The organism is Marinobacterium rhizophilum DSM 18822 (assembly GCF_000378045.1).
Classification (GTDB): Bacteria; Pseudomonadota; Gammaproteobacteria; order Pseudomonadales; family Balneatricaceae; genus Marinobacterium_A; species Marinobacterium_A rhizophilum.
The window spans coordinates 42,494-60,291 of sequence record NZ_KB899103.1 but is presented as its reverse complement, the minus strand read 5'-3'; the positions used below and the strand labels follow the sequence as shown (position 1 = coordinate 60,291).

16 protein-coding genes are annotated in these 17,798 nt (G+C 61.0%); 10 read left to right on the top strand and 6 right to left on the bottom strand.

What is annotated here, in order from left to right:
- Position 1: 1 nt before the first annotated feature.
- From gmk to F451_RS0115930, 4 genes are all read right to left on the bottom strand, one after another.
- The gene (gene gmk / locus F451_RS0115945) at positions 2 to 622 is read right to left on the bottom strand and encodes a guanylate kinase (RefSeq protein WP_020682393.1); all 621 of its coding nucleotides are present in this window, start codon (positions 620 to 622) and stop codon (positions 2 to 4) included.
- 70 nt (positions 623 to 692) lie between these two features.
- The gene (locus F451_RS25730) at positions 693 to 3,023 is read right to left on the bottom strand and encodes an ATP-binding protein (protein WP_156826514.1); all 2,331 of its coding nucleotides are present in this window, start codon (positions 3,021 to 3,023) and stop codon (positions 693 to 695) included.
- Between the two features lie 31 nt (positions 3,024 to 3,054).
- Positions 3,055 to 3,561: a putative pterin-binding protein gene (locus F451_RS0115935; protein ID WP_020682391.1), complete on the bottom strand. Its 507-nt coding sequence runs from the start codon at positions 3,559 to 3,561 to the stop codon at positions 3,055 to 3,057.
- Positions 3,562 to 4,093: 532 nt separating this feature from the next.
- On the bottom strand, positions 4,094 to 6,268 hold the full coding sequence (locus F451_RS0115930; RefSeq protein ID WP_020682390.1) for an esterase-like activity of phytase family protein: 2,175 nt from the start codon (positions 6,266 to 6,268) through the stop codon (positions 4,094 to 4,096).
- A 281-nt stretch (positions 6,269 to 6,549) separates the two neighbouring features.
- Here F451_RS0115930 and F451_RS0115925 point away from each other — a divergent pair, with 281 nt between their 5' ends.
- The 9 genes from F451_RS0115925 to F451_RS0115885 all read left to right on the top strand — a co-directional run bounded on the left by F451_RS0115925 (position 6,550) and on the right by F451_RS0115885 (position 15,224).
- Positions 6,550 to 7,476: a pyridoxal-phosphate dependent enzyme gene (locus F451_RS0115925; protein WP_020682389.1), complete on the top strand. Its 927-nt coding sequence runs from the start codon at positions 6,550 to 6,552 to the stop codon at positions 7,474 to 7,476.
- A gap of 353 nt (positions 7,477 to 7,829) precedes the next feature.
- Entirely contained in the window at positions 7,830 to 8,915 is a 1,086-nt protein-coding gene (locus tag F451_RS0115920; RefSeq protein WP_020682388.1) for an ABC transporter ATP-binding protein, read from the top strand.
- Between the two features lie 54 nt (positions 8,916 to 8,969).
- A complete protein-coding gene (locus F451_RS0115915; RefSeq protein WP_020682387.1) occupies positions 8,970 to 10,310 on the top strand; it encodes an ABC transporter substrate-binding protein in 1,341 nt (446 codons plus the stop codon).
- 56 nt (positions 10,311 to 10,366) lie between these two features.
- Positions 10,367 to 11,221, top strand: a complete 855-nt coding sequence (locus F451_RS0115910; RefSeq protein WP_020682386.1) for an ABC transporter permease — start codon at positions 10,367 to 10,369, stop codon at positions 11,219 to 11,221.
- A 2-nt stretch (positions 11,222 to 11,223) separates the two neighbouring features.
- A complete protein-coding gene (locus F451_RS0115905; protein ID WP_020682385.1) occupies positions 11,224 to 12,066 on the top strand; it encodes an ABC transporter permease in 843 nt (280 codons plus the stop codon).
- On the top strand, positions 12,063 to 12,764 hold the full coding sequence (locus F451_RS0115900) for an aspartate/glutamate racemase family protein (RefSeq protein ID WP_020682384.1): 702 nt from the start codon (positions 12,063 to 12,065) through the stop codon (positions 12,762 to 12,764). Before F451_RS0115905 ends, F451_RS0115900 begins: the two co-directional genes overlap by 4 nt.
- 154 nt (positions 12,765 to 12,918) lie before the next feature.
- Positions 12,919 to 13,155 (top strand): Trp family transcriptional regulator, encoded by a 237-nt coding sequence (locus F451_RS0115895; RefSeq protein WP_020682383.1) that lies wholly within the window; start codon positions 12,919 to 12,921, stop codon positions 13,153 to 13,155.
- Between the two features lie 9 nt (positions 13,156 to 13,164).
- A complete protein-coding gene (locus tag F451_RS0115890; protein WP_020682382.1) occupies positions 13,165 to 14,556 on the top strand; it encodes an anthranilate synthase component I family protein in 1,392 nt (463 codons plus the stop codon).
- On the top strand, positions 14,553 to 15,224 hold the full coding sequence (locus F451_RS0115885) for an anthranilate synthase component II (protein ID WP_020682381.1): 672 nt from the start codon (positions 14,553 to 14,555) through the stop codon (positions 15,222 to 15,224). The genes F451_RS0115890 and F451_RS0115885 overlap by 4 nt, the downstream gene beginning before the upstream one ends.
- Positions 15,225 to 15,320: 96 nt before the next feature.
- On the opposite strand, the gene F451_RS0115880 is transcribed toward F451_RS0115885, so the two are convergent.
- A complete protein-coding gene (locus F451_RS0115880) occupies positions 15,321 to 16,238 on the bottom strand; it encodes a DMT family transporter (RefSeq protein ID WP_020682380.1) in 918 nt (305 codons plus the stop codon).
- A 188-nt stretch (positions 16,239 to 16,426) separates the two neighbouring features.
- Here F451_RS0115880 and F451_RS0115875 point away from each other — a divergent pair, with 188 nt between their 5' ends.
- Positions 16,427 to 17,296 (top strand): AraC family transcriptional regulator, encoded by an 870-nt coding sequence (locus tag F451_RS0115875; RefSeq protein ID WP_020682379.1) that lies wholly within the window; start codon positions 16,427 to 16,429, stop codon positions 17,294 to 17,296.
- A gap of 3 nt (positions 17,297 to 17,299) precedes the next feature.
- On the opposite strand, the gene F451_RS0115870 is transcribed toward F451_RS0115875, so the two are convergent.
- The gene (locus F451_RS0115870; protein WP_020682378.1) at positions 17,300 to 17,782 is read right to left on the bottom strand and encodes a thioesterase family protein; all 483 of its coding nucleotides are present in this window, start codon (positions 17,780 to 17,782) and stop codon (positions 17,300 to 17,302) included.
- Positions 17,783 to 17,798 lie beyond the last annotated feature (16 nt).

Here is a 17,798-nt window from a genome sequence, read left to right as displayed (position 1 = left end):
CTTACTCTGACAAGAGAGCCGTTATCAGCGCCTGCTGGCGTTGCTGCTGTACCGACTGCCGTAACCGGCGCGCGACCAGAACCGCCTGCAGTTCACCCAGCGCCTGCTCGAACTGATCGTTGATCACCAGATAGTCGTATTCGGCGTAATGGCTCATTTCGTTCACCGCATCTTTCATGCGCCGCTCGATCACGCTGGCGTCATCCTGCCCCCGCCCGGTAAGCCGTGCGCGCAGCGCCTCACACGAGGGCGGCAGAATAAAGATGGAAACCGCATCTGGCATCAGTCGGCGCACCTGCTGCGCACCCTGCCAGTCAATTTCCAGAATCACATCGATGCCCTGATTCAACTGCTCCTGCACCCAGGCCTGGGAGGTGCCGTACTTGTTGTCGAACACCTCGGCGAACTCAAGGAACTGGCCCTTGTCGATCATGTCGTTGAACTGATCCAGGCTGACGAAATTGTAGTCTGAACCATTCACTTCGCCGGGACGCATGGCGCGTGTGGTATGGGAAACCGAGACCCGTACCTGACTGTCCCGGGACAGCAGCTGACGCACGAGACTGGTTTTGCCGGCGCCCGACGGGGCCGAAATAATGTACAGGGTTCCACTAAGGCTCATTTAGCCGCTCCGGGTAAACATAAGGCTGACAGGCGCACATGATAAACCAATCCGCGCCCGGCGCCGAACCTCATACATCGGTGGCATCCAGTACCTGACGCAAAATGGTTGGCGCCATGATGGTCTCGGCGGCCTCGAAACCCAGGTGTAGCTGCGCCAGGGGACCCTCAAGCTCTGCCCCCTGGGTGATGGCGGCCTCCACCGCCGCCAGCTGACCGCTCAGCTGGGTGAAGCCCAGATTAAGGGCAGAGCCGCGCGCGCCGTGGCACAGCCGTTTCATTTCGACCTGATCGGCCTGGGCCAGCGCGTCGGTCAAACGCGCGCGGCAATCGGCCAGGCTGGCGCGAAAATCTGCCAGCAACCCCAGACAGTTGTCGGTCCCGATCGTGTCCGCCAAAGAGCCGAGCAACGCCGTATCCAGCCGACTCGAGTCCAGCAACGCCTGCACGTCCGTGGGACTTTGCAGTACCTGGCTGAACGCATGGACGGCAGGCTCGACCGGGCTCGTGATGCTGGGCCCTGCCAGGCTTTGAGCGCAGGACTCTGCTGCCTCGGGCATCTGTTCATTAAAGCGGCGCAGCATGGCCGCCAGGCTTTGGCGCCTGACCGGCTTGCCCAGGCACGCATCCATACCGGCCTCCAGACAGGCACGCTGATCCTGCTGCATGACATTGGCGGTCATACCGATAATCGGCACCCGGTTCAGCGGTGCCGGCATGGCGCGAATCGCCCGGGTGGCCTCCAGCCCATCCATGACGGGCATCTGCACATCCATGAGAATCAGATCGATGTGACTGTTTTCAAGGCACTGCAGCGCCTGTACACCGTTTTCAGCCAGTATTACCTGCTGGCCCAGGAACGCCAGAATACCCTGGGCGACCTGCTGATTGACCGGGTTATCCTCGACTATGAGCACCTGCATGGGGCGCTCCCTGAGTCGCGCTACATCGGCCGCGTCATCCGTGCCATCCGCCGGCAGAGTGCTGCCCTCGCACCGCTCCAGCGCCAGGCGGAACCAGAACCGGCTGCCCTTGCCCGCCTCGCTGTCAAAGCCAATCCGGCCGTGCATCTGCTCGACAATGCGCTTGCAGATTGCAAGCCCCAGCCCCGTTCCCCCATAGCGCCTGGCAGTGCGCGCATCTCCCTGCACAAACATCGCAAACAGCCGGGGCTGCGCCTCTGGTGAAATGCCGATGCCCGTGTCCTCAACTTCAAACAGCAGCTTCTGCCAGCCAGGTTCAGCTCCCGGTACCGGACTGACCCGCAGCCGCACCTGGCCACGTTCGGTAAATTTGACCGCGTTGCCCAGCAGATTCAGTAGCACCTGGCGCAGTCGCCCGGCATCCCCCCGGTAATAGCCGCGCACGGATGCATCAATTTCAAGACTCAGGCTGACCTGCTTGTCATCGAGCCGCACGGAGAGCAGCTCCACACTGCCCGCGAGCAGCGTCTGCAGGTCAAACTCGCTCAGATCCAGTTCCAGCCGGCCCGCTTCCATCTTGGAAATATCCAGCACATCGTTGAGAATTTTCAGCAGCGCTTCAGCGGATTCGCCGATGGTGCGGGCATAGTGGCGCTGCTGTGGCGCCAACGGGGTATCGAGCAGCAGACTGCTCATGCCGATCACGCCGTTCAGGGGCGTGCGAATTTCGTGGCTCATCGTCGCCAGAAACTCGGATTTGGCCTGGTTCGCCGTATCGGCCTGGGCTGCACTGAGCCTGAGCTGTTCGCTGAGCTGTTCCGCCTGTTCACGTGCGCGCTGCTCCAGCATCATTTGTCGGAACAACAGCGTCATGATGCCGCCGATACCAAACAGCAACAGAACGCCCATGCTGCCGAGGTAGCCCAGCAGCTGAAAGAAATCATTACGACTGGCGGTTTTCTGTTCGGCGCGTACTTGCAGGACCTTGAAGATCAGCGCCTCGGCGCTGTTGTTAATCTCGGTTGCGATATTGAGAAGTGAGGAAGACGCCGTCGGTCCCTGCCGACGCAACAGGGGCAGCTCAGCCTCCATGACACCCAGCGCGGTACGAATGTGTGCTACCTGCTGGGCCAGTTTAGGCTCGCGCTGATAAACGGCAGCCAACTCCCCCTGCTCAAGCAGACCAATGCGGCTGTATAGAATTTCGAAGCGCACCTCGACATCATCCAGCAACTCATTGCTGTGACCCGTGGCGTAACGGCTAATGGCGTTTTTGAGTTTCAGGCTCTCGCGGTCAACCTGGTAGGCAGACCAGAGCGCTTCTTCGGTAGCCACCTCGAACAGCACTTGCTGACGCTTCACCAGCGTATTGAACAGCGCAAGCGAGGCCAGCAGACAGACAAGGGAAACAAAAAACAGAAAATAAACGGAGCCACGCCTGGACTTGGAAGGGGGCCACTTGGGCACTGGGAATCGCAAACTGTATCCTCCGCCGCCCTTGGCGCATTCGTTACTTTATTCGAATGCTCTTAAGCTGCCAGACCGACCGATTATGAATGACTTCTGTATGCAATGCGGGATTATCCGCAAACGGATAGACAATGAAGATCGGTCCCTTGTCACGAATCCGGATGTAATCACCATCCATCTTCAGCGCCAAGATTACATCATATTCATAGAAATCGGCCAGCGGCACCTCAGTGCTGTAATCGTTCAGCGCCGTGACAATCAGGGTTTGCCCCCGGGCCCCCACATAATCGAGCAGGCGGCGTCCCAACGGCCCTTCAAACGCGATCACACCCTCGGTCCAGGGGGTATCGGTGCGGGTCAGGTGCATGGACAGGTCTTCCAGCATCTCGCGGTCGAAGCGGGCAACCCCGTCGCCGTTGGTATTGCTCAGGGCGCCTTCCACGGTAAGGATCACGCGGCCGGACGGCTGCGGCAGGCTACCGGCCATCGTCTGGATGCCCATCGCCGATAACAGGCAGCACATTACGACAGAGCGCAGAAAATACATAAGTGCGACCTGATATCCTTATACAGTTGATTCATTATCGGTAAAGTCGGAAAGGCTCGCAAACACTTTGTTTGGCGGTTTTCCGGCCACGCCAGCGACTCTTGAACCTGAAAGAGTGGGCACAGATGCACGGATCTGCTGGCTTTTCGAGTGCTCGCCATGGGCCGTTCCCAGCAGAAGATGGCCCAAACATGCAGCATCCCGTTTCGAGTATTAACCCAGCGTATTAATAATCAATCCTAATACCAATACTGCACTGGCACGCCAGATGCAACAAGCCTCGGCGGCCAATGGGCCCCGTTACATCGCATCATACAGCGCATAAGCCTGGCCTGGCAGGATCGGCCGGCCAAATTCAGCGCCGGCGCTTAACGCAAAAAATCCGCAGCACCCAGGGTGCTGCGGAGCGGACTCAGCCTGTTATCTGTTTACCTGCGGCCTCAGTGCCGGACGCTCTGCGGGCTAGCGGCCAGTCGGGCTGAGCAGGTCATTGCCAGGGGCATTGCAGCTTGGTGTTCAGTCGGACAGCTTCCTAAAGCTTGCCGGTCGGGAAGAAATAGGTCTCGCCGGAGCTGTCATCCACGCCGTCGTTATCGGTCACGGCAAAGCCATTGCCCGCCGCATCCACTGTGAAGCCCTCGATCTTGTCGACGACAAAACCATTCAGCGCTTTCAGATCGGGAATAAAATCGCGCAGCAGCTGCTTGTTTACCAGCGGCAGATCGGATCCCAGCGGCGCCGGAGTCAACTCGCTGAGCGCCACGCGGTAAAGGCGCTTGATGGCGGCCTGCTCGCCGATCTGGTTATCACGCTCGATAATATAGACGCCATCCTCTGCACGGCTGATCTCGGACAGCCCTACCCAGCCCTGGCGGGCCGTCTCCGTCGGATAGCGCACAGCGCCCCACTGATCGGTTTTCAGGTCATAGGACACCAGCTTGACGGTATTCTCCGGATCATCCTTCCATGAACGCTGAATGGCAATCCAGAGCCGGTCGCCGATGAGGGTGATGCCCTCGGCGCCAAAACGTTTTTCATGCTGCAGCAGTTCAGGCGGAAAGTTCAGCGTGCGGTCAATCTCGCCCGCGGCGTTGCTGTGGTAAATGGCGTGGGGAATGTCCTTGTCGGTACGCCCCTCGGACGCCAGCCAAAAGCCGCCCTGACCATCGGCGACGATGCCTTCCAGATCCAGCTTCTCGGCCACCTTGCCGTTTAGTGTCACGGGCGTCGCCGCGGTAATAAGGGCCGGCGTGCGGCTGGCATCGATCGTGAAAATGGTTGGCTGCTGGCTGTAAAAGCTGTCATTCACGGCATACAGCAGGCCAGGTTTGCCTGGGTCCGCCGCCAGTCCCGACAGTGCGCCCCAGCCCACGGGCATGCCGCTGGCATCAGAGCCGGAGACCAGTTGCGGGTAGGCAGGCGCCGCCTCACCCAAACGATACAGCATGACATGGGAGCGGGCACCGCCATCTTCCAGCAGGTCCTTTTCGTTGGCGCTGGCCAGCAGGCCGCGGGCCGGAATCACCACTGCCGACTCCGGCGCGATGCCCGAAGGCAACAGCTGCACAAACTCAGGTGCCGCGCCGGTGTCACGGTAGACACCAATAACGGACGCCCGCTCGGACAGCACGAAGATATAGCGCTGCTCGCCAAAGACACCGACCGCCACGCCTTCAGGCTCGGCGCCCTTTTTGCCGGACCGTTTTTCCGGGTAGTGGCCAGCCTGCACGATGCGATGCTCAAAGTCGGCACCGGATTCAAACAATACCCGGCCGTCCCTGTGGAAGATCGTAAAGCCACGGGCGCCGCCCTGGTAATCACCTTCGTTGGCGATAACGAAGCGTTCGTCATCGAGCCACTTCACGGCATCCGGCTCACGCAGCACGCCAGGCCGGCTGCCCGTGAAATCGAGCTGACCGTCCTTGGCGATATCGATACCGGCCAAATCCACTGAACCTGCGCTGAAGTGATGCACAATCTCGCCCGTTTCGGCGGCCACGATCGCCAGGTGATTGTTCTCCTGCAGCGTGACCACGACCTCGTTGCGATCATTGAAGTCTACAAACTCAGGCTCCGGATCCTCGCTGGCGATCTCCGCCAGCCCGGTCAGCTCGACCCTGCGCAGCGCGTCGCACTGTGGTATGCCGTCCTGCAGTGGCAGTATCACCAGAAAACCGGCCGGCAGCTGGCCGGGAGCACCGTCCCCCAGGTCTTCGTCCCGCTCATTTTCGATCGCCACGGCGGCAAAGCGTCCGTCTTTGGAGATGGCCACCGAGTCCGGCTGCCCACCCAGGTCACAACGCCCCTTTTCGGTCTGGTCCCGCAGCGAGACCGCCGCCAGGAAGCCCGATGGCGCCGTAAAGCTGGATGATGTATTCACGCCTGCCAGCACCAGGTTGGCGATGGTGGCCACCGATGTCGGTTCACCCCCCATATCGACAAAGCCCGCCGCGCGGGGCTTGGCAGCGTCACTAATATCCACGAACCCCAGACCGCCACGCGGGCTGTCCGAGTACACCAGCGTCAGGCCGTCAGCCGACGCGGCAATGATTTCAGCCGAGGTTTTGCCGGCGGGATCCTGGCTGGCAGTCATGTTCTGAGCCACCGGGAAGCTGGCAATTCGGTTGAAAGACTGCGCCTGCGCCGTACTGGCGGCAGCTGCTACCAGCAGGGCCAGGGTCGCCCGCGTGAAACGTCGCTCGGACATCAGAATTACTCCGCTAAGCATATAAGTGGACGTTAATCTAGTGTGCCTGCGTGACACCCCGATGACATCGCGGCAATAGCGTGCAGTACGACCCGCCGAAGGCGTCCACCCGCGTGGAGCGCATGTGATAGCGGCAAAGCTGCAGCAGCCACGCTTTCTGCAGCCTGCAAAAAGACCCTGGCGGGAGTTGCCCAAGGCGCCCCGCTTATGGTCAATTAAGGTACAACCTGCACCGGCTTGAGTATGACAAGCCCCGGCAACCGCAACCAAAGACGACCACGATGCCACTGCATATCGAAACTCCGTTGCTTGAGTCCCGCGCCCTGAGCCTGGGTGCCAAACGCCCGATCTGGCTGAAACTGGAGGCCCTGCAGCCACCAGGATCGTTCAAGATCCGCGGCATAGGGCATGCCTGTACCGAGTATGTGCGCCGCGGCGCCAAGCGTCTGGTTTCCTCCTCCGGCGGCAATGCCGGCATCGCCGTCGCCTATGCCGGACGCCACCTGCAGGTGCCGGTGCTGGTCGTGGTACCGGAAACCACCAGCGCGCGGGCCATCGAACTGATCCGCCAGCAGGACGCCGAGGTGCGGGTACATGGGGCCTCCTGGCAGGAGGCCAATGCCCTGGCACTATCACTGATCGGCGAGACAGACGCCATGCTGCACCCCTTCGACGACCCGCTGCTATGGCAGGGCCATGCATCCATGATCGACGAGGTCGCCCGCACCGGTTTGAAACCGGAGCTCGTGGTGCTGTCGGTGGGCGGCGGCGGCCTGTTATGTGGCGTGCTGGAGGGGCTGCACCGCCATGGCTGGCAGGATGTGCCGGTGCTGGCGGTCGAGACCGAAGGCGCCGCGTCCCTCGCGGCGGCAGTCAAGGCCGGCGCACCGGTGGAGCTGCCCTCAATCAGCAGCATCGCCACGTCGCTGGGCGCTCGCCAGGTATGCGACCAGGCCTTTGACTGGACGTCACGTCACCCCATTCAAAACCTGGTGGTATCGGATCAGGCCGCCGTCGACGCCTGCCTGCGCTTTATGGACGACCATCGCCTGGTGGTCGAACCCGCCTGCGGTGCGTCACTGGCCGCGATTTACGATCACGCCGAGCTGCTGCTGTCCTACCACTCGATACTGGTTATCGTATGCGGCGGCGTTACCGCAACGGTGCAACAATTACAGCACTGGGCGCAGCCTCTGCCGGCCGGCTGAGTCGCATGCAATCACCTGACCGAAAACGTACCAGGCCATTACCAGCACCAAACGCCCGAGCACGCCGACGCGATGCCCCGCACTAGATTGTTAACGATATCATTCTCGAAACAAGTGCCGTAACAGGCCGTTCTGATTATGACTCAAGCCCGCCTGATTGCCCCCTGAACAGGCAGAGTGCTCTCTTGTAGTGCACTCAGCGTTCCCGATTACCTCGCACAACCGCCCCCACAATCTCCAAACACTCTCAAAATATCCATATTAATCAATGAACAAAAATTAATGAATCAAACATGGCACAGCACCTGCATTAATCGTTAACAACTATGTTATCAATAAAGCAGGATAACCGAATGAACAAGGGTTCTGTCGAACTGGTCGGTGTCGTTAAACGCTATGGCGACAACCTGGCAGTCAGCGAAATCAACCTGGCCATCGCGGGCGGCTCTTACTGCTGCCTCCTGGGTCCCAGCGGGTGCGGAAAATCGACCACGCTACGCATGATCGCAGGCCATGAAGCGGTCAGCGAGGGCGATATCCTGCTCAATAACCGCAATGTCACCGATCTGCCGCCACGCAAACGCGGTACTGCGATGATGTTTCAGAACTACGCCCTGTTTCCGCACCTCAGCAGCCTCGACAACGTCGCCTTCAGCCTGAAGATTGCCGGCGTCGATAAGGCCAGGCGTCGAGCGCGAGCGCTGGAAATGCTGCAGCTGGTCAATATGGAATCCTATGCCGATGCCTTTCCCGAACAGCTGTCCGGTGGCCAGCAACAGCGTGTCGCGCTGGCCCGGGCGCTGATCAACCAGCCCGAGGTCATTCTGCTCGACGAACCCCTCTCCGCGCTCGACCCTTTTCTGCGTACCCGCATGCGCGCCGAACTGAAACGGATCCAGCAGCAGCTGGGCATCACCTTTATCCATGTCACCCACTCACAGGAAGAAGCCTTTGCACTGGCCGACTCGGTGGTGGTCATGAACAACGGCTCCATCGAACAGATCGATAATCCCCAGGGCATATTCCGAACCCCGCGAACCGCCTTTGTCGCCGGCTTTATCGGTGGGCATAACATTCTCGAAGGCCGCCTGACGGCTGACGGGCTGCAGATCAGCGACGACCGCACGCTGACGCTGCCGGCATCGCCGCATGCCCCTGCCAACATCGAGCAGGTACAGGTATCCCTGCGCTGCGATCATATCCGCGTCAGCCCAAGCCCCTTTGACGCTGCCCAACCCTTGCCACTGCAGGTTGAATCGGTTGAATACCAGGGCAGCTATGTACATGTGCGCACCCGCGCAGAGGATGGATTGCAACTGTCGATCCACCAGCCCGATACCGAATACCTGCAAGCCCCGCTGCACCCTGGCGACCAGGCCTATGTTGGCTGGCGGCCGGACGACCTCAATCCGCTGCAGCAACCCGGCCCGCGAGTCTAATCCACCCGTGTCACTCACCCGCGTCACTTCCGATTGGAAACAGGAGACTGTGCAATGAGCTTTGACGAAAAAAACGACCCGCAAACCGACACCGAAACCCCGGCCACGTCCGGCAAGTCCTCCGGTGGCCTGAGCCGCCGCAGCCTGATCAAGGCGGCCGGCGCCCTGGGTGGTGCTGCCATCGGCTCCGGTGCCATCACGGGTTTTCCAATGATCTGGGCGCAGAACATCAAGAATATCAAGCTGCGCCAGTTCGGTACCGGTGTCTCCAACCTGAATGATATCGCCCAGAAGGCAAAAGAGGACCTGGGCATTACGCTGGAACTCACGGCGCTCGATTCCGATGCCGTCGCCCAGCGTGCCGTCACACAACCGCGCTCCTACGATATCGCCGACATCGAGTACTGGATCTGCAAAAAGGTATTCCCGGCCGGCGTAATGCAGCCGATGGATACCAAACGACTGAAGAACTTCGACAAGATCTCGCCGCTGTTCATCAACGGCAAGCTGGACGAGGGTGCCGAGATTGCCCAGGGTACTGCGCCCCATACCGTAGGCTTCACCGAGGGCAAGGATTCCACCCGGTTCGCCACCGAACCCACCCAGTGGATGACCCTGGTGCCGACCATTTACAACGCCGACACCCTGGGCATTCGCCCCGACCTGGTAGGCCGCCCGATCACCCACTGGCGTGACATCATGGATCCCGCGTTCAAGGGCAAGACATCGATCCTCAACATACCCTCGATTGGCATCATGGATGCCGCAATGATCTGCGAGTCCATGGGCGAGATTCGCTACGGCGACAAGGGCAACATGACCCGCGATGAGCTCGACAAGACTATTGAAATCCTCAAGGCCGCCAAGGCCCAGGGGCAGTTCCGCGCGTTCTGGAAGAGCTTCGACGAATCGGTCAACCTGATGTCCTCCGGCGAGGTGGTGATTCAGTCCATGTGGTCGCCCGCCGTGGCGGCAGTGCGGGCCAAGGGCATTGCGTGCAAATACCAGCCACTCGAGGAAGGCTATCGCGCCTGGGGCGGCGGCATTGGCCTGGCCAAACACCTGTCCGGGCTGGAACTGGATGCGGCCTACGAATATATCGACTGGTACCTGTCCGGTTGGGTCGGCGCCTACCTCAATCGCCAGGGCTACTACAGCGCGGCCCCCTCGACCTCCAAGCAGTTCCTGTCCGCAGACGAGTGGGGCTACTGGATCGAAGGCAAACCGGCGCAAGGCAACATTCTCTCCACCGACGGCAAGATCATGGAAAAGGCCGGTGCGGTGCGTGACGGCGGCTCCTACTGGGACCGCATGGGCGCCGTCGCCTGCTGGAACTCGGTGATGGATGAGAACAAGTACATGGTGCGCAAGTGGAATGAATTTATCGCATCCTGACCCCACCTGGGCGGCGCTGTCGCCGCCCCTTTGCCTCTGCCGGAGAAACATTTGTTATGCGTAGCCTCGCACGCAACCCCAGCTACCTGCAGGTCACGCCGCTGGCATTGGTGATCCTGCTCTTCCTGCTGTTCCCGGTCATCACCATCCTGGTGGTCAGCTTCTGGGACTTCAACGCCTACCAGCTGATTCCCGATTTCATCTTCGACAACTACAGCTTCCTGCTGACCTCGGAGGTAACGCTGAAGGCATACCTGAAGACCTTTTTCTATGCCTTCACCACCTGGGCCATCACCCTGAGCCTGGGATTTACCCTGGCCTATTACCTGGCATTTTATATTCGCAGCCCGTTGCTGCAGGGCGTGCTGTTCGTGCTTTGCACCGTACCCTTCCTGACCTCCAACATCATCCGCATGATCTCCTGGATTCCCCTGCTCGGGCGTAACGGCATGGTCAACTCGACCCTGCTGGAAACAGGCCTGATCGACGCTCCGCTGGAATGGCTGCTTTACAGTGACTTTGCCGTGGTGCTGGCCTTCGTTCACCTTTACGCGCTGTTCATGGTGGTACCGATTTTCAACTCGATGATGCGCATCGACCGCAACCTGATCGAAGCCTCCATCGATGCCGGCGCCAGTGCCCTGCAGACGGTGTTCCAGGTCGTGGTGCCGCTGTGCAAATCCGGCATCGCCATCGGCTCCATTTTCGTCGTTACGCTGGTGATGGGCGACTTCATCACGGTGCGGCTGATGAGCGGCGGCCTAAGCGCCTCGGTCGGTGTACTGATACATAACGAGATATCACTGCTGCAGTATCCGGCAGCCGCAGCCGGTGCCGTGGTATTGCTGTTAACCGTCATGCTCATGCTCAGCGTTCTGTTCCGCTTCATCAACATCAAGAAGGAGCTGTAACGATGGCGTCCTCGACACGCAAGCCCGGCTTTGTACCGCTGACGGTGCTGTTTATCCTGTTCCTGATCTTTCTCTATGGCCCCACGCTGACCATCGGCATCCTGTCATTCCAGGGCCCCAACGGCGGCCTGACCTTCCCGATGAACGGCGTGTCGCTGCACTGGTTCCGCCGCCTGTTCGAAACCCAGCAGGTGGGCGATTTCGGCGGGTCCCTGTCACGCTCGATGCTGCTCGGGCTGGCGGTGATGCTTTGCACCACGCTGTTTTCCCTGCTGGCGGGGCTGGCGTACCGACGTCACTTTCGGGGCTCGACCGGCCTCTTCTACCTGACACTGGTCAGCCTGATTCTGCCATCGATCCTGATCAGTCTGGGTATCGGCATCATGTTCGACCGCCTCAGTCTGGCGCCAGGCTGGTACAGCTCCGCATTTGGCGCCCACCTGACCTGGACACTGCCGTTTGGCCTGCTGATCATGTTTGCAGTATTCAACCGCTTCAACAAAGCCTACGAGGCGGCCGCGATCGATATGGGCGCCAGCGCCTGGCAGACATTCCGCCTGGTAGTACTGCCGCTGATACTGCCAAGCCTGATCGGCGTCGGTCTTTTCGGCTTCACCCTCTCGTACGACGAATTCGCCCGTACCCTGATGACCGCGGGCACCTTTAACACCCTGCCGCTGGAAATCTACGGCATGACAACCAACGTCACCACGCCGGTGCTCTATGCCCTGGGCACGCTGACGACACTGTTTTCGTTCAGCCTGGTCACCCTGGCACTGCTGGGCATCCACCTGGTCCGTCGCCGGCGCCGTGCCGCGGCGCTGACACCGGAGAGCACCCTATGAAGATCCTGGTCATCAACCCGAACGACAGCGACGGCATGCGTGGACTGATCGCCCAGAGCTGTCAGGCAGTGGCCTTTGCAGGCCTGGATCTGGAGGTGCGCTGCGCCGGCGCAGGCGTTGCCAGCATTGAGGGCTTTCACGACGGTGCCCTGGCAGCCGTCGGCGTGCTGCAGCAGGTTGCCCGTGGCGAAGCCGAGGGCGTCGATGGCTACCTGATCGCCTGCGCCGACGACACGGCGCTCGATGTAGCGCGCGAACGGGCCGCAGGGCCTGTGATCGGTATCGGCGAAGCCGCGATGCACGCCGCCAGCCTGCTGGGGTGCGGTTTCTCGGTGCTGACCGCGCAGCAAAAATCGATTCCGGTACTGGAGCAGAACGCCCGCAGCTACGGTTTTTCTTACCAGTGCCGTGGCGTTCATGCCCTTGGAATGCCCGTGCTCGATCTCGAGCACGGCGGGGATCCGGCACTGCAACGGCATTTAATCGAACGCGGCGAGGCAATCCTGCAGCAGGACAATGCTGACGTCCTGGTGCTGGGCTGCGCCGGCCTCACGGCCCTGCAACCCGAGCTGCAGCAGGCGCTCGGCGTACCGGTTATCGACGGTGTGCGCGCCGGCCTGCTGCTGGTGCAGGCACTGGTACAGGCGGGCCTCAAGACCAGCAAGCGCAACGGTTACCAGTCCCGCGCCGTCGCCTGATCGACGCGCTACAGGGCCCGGGTACACACCCGGGTCTTTTCTCCCACCCGCGACCCTCCTGCTAACCTGTCCAGGCTCTTGCGCCGCAATACTTCGCAAAGATCCTGGCTGCACAGGGTGCTTTGTTCGGACCGTTGTGATAGCGTACTAGTACATGAATACGACCCATCTGAACGAACTCCTGGATTTCCTGCTCGCACAGCAGGATCGCGACGCCCTGGAAAAGGCGCTGCAGGATCTGCTGACGCCCACCGAACTGACCGAGGTGTGCAAACGGCTGCAGATCCTGCGCCTGCTGGAACAGGGCGTACCACAACGGGAGATCGCCAAACGGCTGGGTGTCGGCATCGCCACGGTAACCCGCGGATCCCGCGCCCTGAAATCGGAATAGCCCCATACCATGAACAGCAGACCCACCCCCATCGAGCTTCCCCGCAAGCCCCACTACGTCACGTTGACAGCCGACTGCGATTTCTTCGGCCTGTTCAGGAAGATAGAGAAGCGCTTCGACAACTGTTTCATGCTCGAATCCCTCGGCGAGGAAAGCTACATCTCTCGTCACTCCATTATCGGCTTTGATCCGGAGCAGGTGATCTGGGCCACAGAGGGCGAACTGCACATTCAGCAGCGCGATGGCGAGACCGAATCCTACGCCAGTGACAACCCCTACTACCTGCTGCGGGAGATCGTGCCGCAGAACATCATTTCGCGCAAATACGCCGGCGGCCTGACCGGCTATATCGGCTACGACTGCGTGAATTACTTCGAGCCGACGCTGAACCTGCAGCACAGCGAGATGTTCGATGTGTTCCGCTTCGGCGTGTTCAAGGACGGGCTGATCCTGGATAAAATGACCGGCGAAGTCATCTACTTCTACTACAGCGACAACCGCATGGCGCTGGTCAACGAACTGCTGGACGCGCCGGATATCGACAACGGCCCCCTGCAGATCACGCCGATGGGCGAGACCATGACGCGGGACGAACATGCCGCCGCGGTAATGAAGGTGAAGCAGGATATCGTCGACGGCAAGATCTTCCAGTGCGAGGTCGGCTTCAAGAAGCGTTTTCGCCTCAAGGGCGACAGCCTCAACATCTACCAGCAGCTGCGCGAGGTAAACCCGTCGCCGCAGATGTACTACGTCAAATTCGGCGAGCAGAAACTGATTGGCGCCAGCCCCGAGCTGCTGTTCCGGCTGCGCCAGGGGGAAATGGAAACCTTCCCGCTCGCCGGCACCACCGGCCGTGGCAGCGACGCCATCGAGGATACCCAGCTGGCCCGCCGGCTGCTGAACGACCCCAAGGAAATTGCCGAGCACAACATGATCGTCGATCTGCACCGTAATGATATCGGCCGCGTGGCGCGCTTTGGCACGGTCAAGGTCCGCAGCCTGATGGACATCAAGCGGTACAGTCACGTACAGCACATCTCCAGCGAAATCGTCGGCATCATCGACGAAAACCACGACATGTTCTCGGCACTGGCGAGCAACTTCCCGGCCGGCACCCTCACCGGCGCGCCCAAGATCGAGGCCATGAAGATCATTGACGACCTGGAAAGCGATGGCCGCGGCCCCTACGGTGGCGCGGTAGGGCATTTTTCCTTCAACGGTGACTGCACCTTCGCCATTCCGATCAGGACGGTATTTGCCAACGGTGAGGAGGCGTATGTCCAGACCTGTGGCGGTAATGTCTACGACTCCAACCCGGACGACGAGTACCAGGAAATCATGCGCAAGTTCGCTGGCACCAAGAAGGTGCTCGACCGCTTTATCGAGGAGGCACAGGGATGAAAGTCTGGATTATCGACAACTACGATTCCTTTACCTATAACCTCTACCAGTTCATCGGCGAGATACTCACCACGGCCCGCCTCAGGGGCGACGTCGCCGATTTCGACATCGTGGTCAAACGCAATGACGAGGTCACACTGGAGCAGATCCGCGCCGCGGCCCCGGACCGTATTATCATCTCGCCGGGACCGGGCTCGCCTGACGACGCGCACTATTTCGGCGTCTGTGCCGCCGTGATTCGGGAGCTGGGCCCAACGACCCCGCTACTGGGTGTGTGCCTGGGCATGCAGGGGATCGTGCATGTCTTCGGCGGGCGGGTCATCAAGGCGCAGCTGCCGATGCACGGCAAGATCAGCCCGGTAAACCACAACGGCGAAGGGGTGTTTCGCAACACGCCGGACGGCCTGGAAGTCATGCGCTATCACTCGCTGATCGCAGAATCCGAAAGCCTGCCCGACTGCCTCGAGGTCACCGCGACGGTCGGCGACCTGCCGGCGGATGCCTTTGCCGACAAGGCCCGCATCCATGCCGGCGGGGCGTTCGAAATCATGGGCGTGCGGCACCGGGACTACCCGATCCAGGGCATCCAGTTCCATCCTGAGTCCTTCGCCACCGAAGGCGGCAAGGAACTGATCGCCAACTTCCTCTTCGCGCCGCAGAGCGCCTAACCCGGCGGGGCAGGACGCCGCAGCATTGCGCTGCGGCGTTGCGCGGTGACGTTGCGAAGCACCCGCACGATAGAGAGGGCGTTCAGTCAGTGCCCTTCAGCGCGCGGCGCCATGACGCCACCGCAGACGCCCAGGCCAGGCTACCCACCGCGGTGGGCAGAACATCAGCAGATTGCCGGTGAGGATCAGCCCCATTCCGACCACCCCCGCCGGGGTCCAGCGATAACCCTCCACAAACGTCGAGATGCTCAGTGCCACCAGCGGGAACAACAGGGTCGCGTAGGCAGCAGGTCCCGCGCCAATACGGCCGATCAACGCGAAATACGCGGCGAACCCCAGCACCGAGCCAAAGATCGCCAGGTACAGCAGCGCCCAGAGATAGGATGGCGTCCAGCTGGGCGCGAACGAAGCACCGCTAATCCAGGACACGATCAGCATCCAGAGGGCGCCATAGCCCATCGCCCAGGCATTGGTGGACAGCACATCCAGACCACGTCGTTGATGACGCAGGCTGATCATGTTGCCAAGCGAGAACAGATAGGTGCCCAGCAGACAGAGCCCGATGCCGCCGAGCATCGGCAGGTTCAGCCCCCCCACGACAAGATCCTTCCAGAACAGGCTGAGCATGCCCGCCAAGCCCACCAGAGTCGCCAGCCAAAAACGGCCGTCGATACGCTGGCCGAAGAACAGCATCGCATTGACGGCATTGAACAGCGTCGCCATCGAGAACAACACCGACTCCAGGCCGCTGGTCACCACAGCCCCGGCACTGTAGAAGCAGTAGAAATTGAAGCTGAAAACGCAGCCCCCCTGCAGCATGCAGTACAGATGATCCTGCCGGGCAAGGCCGCGCAGCCGGCCGCTCAGCCGCAGCCCTGCGAGCAGGATCAGTGACGCCAGCGCAAAGCGATAAAACACCGAGACGGTGACCGGAACCTCGCCGAGCTGCAGCACTATAGCGATCCAGGTGGTCCCCCAGATCATCACGGTCAACACATAGAGCAATGGAGTCATGGTACGGGCGTCCAGATGAGGTTTCAGCCCCGAGTCTGGCATCCGTCCCTGCGAAGGACTTGCATACCCTGTGCGCAGTTGCACAATCTTGCGGTTTTCTGCACCGCTCCCCGTATCCGTCGTGGCCGGACGGCGCTAGTATCGGAGTCCCAATTACGCCAATGCGATGGTGGCCAGGAGCATCAGGGGTGAATCAGTCCTATCGGTTGTTTGACAATCTGCGGCAACACAAGGCCAGACTGCTGGACCATACCCGGCTCGACGACGGGATCGCACTGGCATCCTGGTGTAACCGGGACGACCGCATCCACCAGGTCAGCGCCAACCACCATACCCTGAGCCTGTACATCGCCGATGGCTACGAATGTTACCGGCAGACGGCACGCGGCTGGCGCAATGGCGGCGGACCGGACCGGCTGTGCCTGATGCCGCAGTCGTTTGAATCCGTCTGGGATATTCGGGGCCCGCTCAGTTTCGTGCACCTCTACTTCACCGATGACCACCTGCGCCGCCTGGCGGAGCAAACCTGGGATCGCAGCCCTGCACAACTGAGCCTCGACGAACGCATTTTTGCCGAAGACCCGCAGATCACGCTGCTTTATCGCCAGTTCCTGCTGGCCTGTAACTGGCGGGACAGCAGCGACCGCCTCGCCCTCAGCAGCGCCGTTACCCTGCTGCTGACCCATATCCTGAAACACTACGGCGCCCTGCGCTGGCCCGGGGTCAGCGTGCGCGGCGGCCTGGCGCCCTACCAGCTAAACCGCTTGCGGGAATTCATCGACGCCCATCTCGACCAGCCGTTGCGGCTGACGGACCTTGCCGCCGTGGCCGGGCTGAGCGAATACCATTTCGCCCGCATGTTCAGGCAGAGCCAGGGCCAGGCGCCGCACCAGTACCTGCTGCAGCAACGCCTGCTGCGGGCTGAGCAGCTGCTGCAGGAAAGCTCGGACTCGATCACCGAGATCGCCCTGCGCTGCGGCTTCAGCTCCACCAGCCACTTCAGCAACCGCTTTCGCCAGGCCCGCGGCATCACGCCCTCGGCGCTACGCCGGGCCTGATGCCTAGCTGCGCGGCCGGGTCAATGCGATGCTGCGCCCGGCCAGCGCCGGCCACTCGAGCCCTTCGTGCTGGTGCTGCAGGGCGCTGACCCGCACCTGGGTATCGGGCAAAAAGGGCGCAGCCCGTTTTGCGGCCATATCCATGTGCAGCAGCAGGGTTTCCATCGCCGCCAGCGCGTCTCCACTCTCGCCATGACGCATGCTGAAAAAGACCCGCAGTTTCTTAGCGTCACTCTCCAGCAGTTGTGCCGACACCTGCAGCGGTTCGCCCTCGCTGACTTCCTGCAGATAGTGCACCATGCTCTGCAGGGTGTAGATCGATACCTGGTGCTCGGCGCGAAAGCTTTCGTCCAGACCGATCTGCACCATCAGCTCGTCGATCGCCTGGCTGAACACCAGCACATAGCAGGCGTCATTCATGTGACCGTTGTAATCGATCCACTCGGACCGGACGGGCCCTTCAAACAGCATGAGTTCGGTTGTCATCTTCCACCTCGTGTTG